We start from the raw sequence: 2,726 nt of genomic DNA, 5'->3' as shown, positions 1-2,726 counted from the left end.
GACGCCGCCGCGGTGCGCCTGGCCGTGCGCCGCGAAGCGGTCGCGGCCCTCCACGTCGAGGCCCGCCTGCGCCTGGACGGCGCCGACGCGGTCCTGGCCGACCTCGCCTCCCGCCACGCCGCCGACCCGCTGAACGAGCCCGACGCCGCCCGCTACATGCGGGCCCTCGCCGCCTCCGGCCGCCGCGCCGACGCGCTCGCGGTCTACGAGGACGTCCGCGCGAAGCTCGCCGACGACCTCGGCGTCGACCCCTCGCCGGTCCTGGCCGACGCGCACGTGGCCGTCCTGCGCGGCATCGAACCCGCTGCGGCCCAGACGAAGCCGAACCGGCTCCCGCAGCCGCTCACCGCGTGCATCGGCCGCGAGCGCGAACTCGCCGAGCTGCCCGCGCTCCTGGACGCCCACCGCCTCGTGACCTTGACCGGGCCCGGCGGCACCGGGAAGACCCGCCTCGCCGTCGAGGCCGCCCACCGGCTCGTCGACGCCGGGCGGACCGTCCGCATGGTCGAGCTCGCGCCCGTCAGTGACCCGGCGCGCCTGCCGGAGGCGTTCGGCGACGCGATCGGCCTGGGCGAGTCGATCCTCGCGCGCCGCAGCGAGGACCCGGTGCGGCGCCTCGCCGACGCGCTGTGGGACCGCGACCTCGTGCTGGTCGTGGACAACTGCGAGCACCTGATCGACGACGTCGCCGGGCTCCTCGCGCGCCTGCTCGGGCGGGCCCGGGGCCTGCGGGTGATCGCCACCAGCCGCGAGGGCCTGGGCATCACCGGCGAGACCGTGTTCGGCCTCGGCCCGCTGCCGCTGCCCAAACGCGCCGAACCCCTGGCCGACTTGAGATCCCACGCGTCGGTGCTGCTGTTCGAGGAGCGGGCCCGCCAGGCCGGGGCGGACTTCACCGTGGACGAGACGAACGCGGCCGCCGTCCTCCAGGTGTGCACCGCGCTCGACGGCCTGCCTTTGGCGATCGAACTCGCCGCCGCCCGGCTGCACGCGATGTCCCTGCCGGACCTGGCCGCGCGCCTCGACGACCGGTTCGGCCTGCTCGCCCGCGGCCCCCGCACCGCCGAGCCGCGGCAGCGGACGCTGCGCGCGGTCGTCGACTGGTCCTGGGACCTCCTCGACCCCGAAGAGCGCCTGGTGTTCGCGCGCATGTCGGTCTTCAGCGGCAGCGCCGACCTCGACGCGGCGTGCGAGGTCTGCTCGGCCACGGCCGACGACATCACCGGCCTGGTCGAGAAGTCCCTCGTGCAGCGCCTGCCCGGGGGCCGCTACCGGCTGCTGGAGACCGTGCGCGAGTACGCCGCGGCCCGGCTCGCCGAGGCGGGGGAGACCGCCGAACGCTATGAGCGCCATGCCGACTACTACGGGGGCCTGGCCGAGGAGGCCGAGCCGCACCTCATGAGTGCCGAGCAGGTCGAGTGGCTCGACCGGCTCGCGGCCGACCACGCGAACCTGTTCGCCGCGATCCGCCGCATGACCGCCGCCGGGAACGCCCGGCTCGCGTTCCGGGCCCTGTCGCCGCTGTCGTGGTACTGGTGGATGCGCGGCTACCGCGAGGAGGGCCAGGAGCTGGCCCGGCGGGTCCGCGAGATGCACGTGGACGACGACTCCGGGGTCGCGCCGGTCCACCGCGCGAAGGTCGCGATGGCCGGCAGCTGGGGCCTGTGGTCGGGCCGGGTCGACCCCGTCCGCATGGACGCCGAGTTCGAAGGGGCCGAACGCATCTGCGAGCGGTACGACCTGTTCGCGGCCGATCCGGTGCTCCAGATGATCCCGCTCATCCGCTCGCTCCTGGCCGGCGACGAGGACCGGCTGCGGGCCATCGCGGCGCAGGTGGAGCCCGGGATCGAGCCGCACCCGTGGGTGCGGGGCATCGCCCTGCTGTTCCTCACCGACTTCTCGTACCGGGCCGGGCGGCCCGAGGACGCCGCGGCCGAACTGGCCGAGTCGAACGCGATCTTCGAGCGGCTCGGCGAGCGCTTCGGCCTCATCCTCTCCTGGCAGGGCCTCGCGGCCGACCGCATGACCGCGGGGGACTACCCGGGCGCGCGCGAGCTGCTGCTGCGCGCCATCGCCGCCGAAGCGGAGTTCGGGGCCGACCTGGCCGACTCGGTCATCGTCGAGCACCTCTCGCGCATCGACGCCGAGCACGGCGACGACCCCGAGGCGATGCTCGGGCGGATGCGGGTCCTGGCCGCGCGGGCCGAGCGGATCGGCAACGCCGAGAACGTGATCGCCGCCCGCACCTCGGCCGCCGCGTGCCTGCGCCGCCTCGGCAGACTCGAAGAGGCCCGCGACGAACTGCTCGCCTCCGAGGCCGGCCTGCCGCAGTACCTCGGCTTCTCCGAGAACGCGGTCCACCTGTACCGCCAGCTCGAAACCGTGGCGCGCGAGATCGGCGACCCGGAACTGGAGGCCCGGGCCGCCGGCATGCTCACCGGGAGCAACTGGCCGTTCAGCTCGTGAGCGGATCTCGCCGTTCTCTCGGCCCGGCCGGTGCAACCGATTACCCTCATTGAGCGTATTCGTCTAGGGCCGCCGCACGGATCACCGCCGGCGGCCCGCACCGGTTGAGCGGACGCCGTCGGCGTCCCGAAACGAGAAGGGCCACTGCATGAGTGGTAACGAGAAGTTCCAGCGCCGCGTCGCGGCCGCGGCCGCCGCGGCGGGCCTCGCCGCGATCGCGACCATCGGCCTCGCCTCCCCCGCGCAGGCGGGCGGCTACG

1 protein-coding gene is annotated in these 2,726 nt (G+C 75.1%); it reads left to right on the top strand.

Annotation, left to right across the window (positions count from 1 at the left end; translation table 11 throughout):
- On the top strand, positions 1 to 2,466 hold a 2,466-nt coding region (locus tag DI269_RS00045; RefSeq protein ID WP_157974654.1), incomplete at its 5' end, for an ATP-binding protein.
- Positions 2,467 to 2,726 lie beyond the last annotated feature (260 nt).

The organism is Glycomyces dulcitolivorans, assembly GCF_003265355.1.
GTDB classification, from domain to species: domain Bacteria; phylum Actinomycetota; class Actinomycetes; order Mycobacteriales; family Micromonosporaceae; genus Glycomyces; species Glycomyces dulcitolivorans.
Note: the sequence above shows the minus strand (reverse complement) of the source record. Positions and strands in the feature narration are given on the sequence as shown.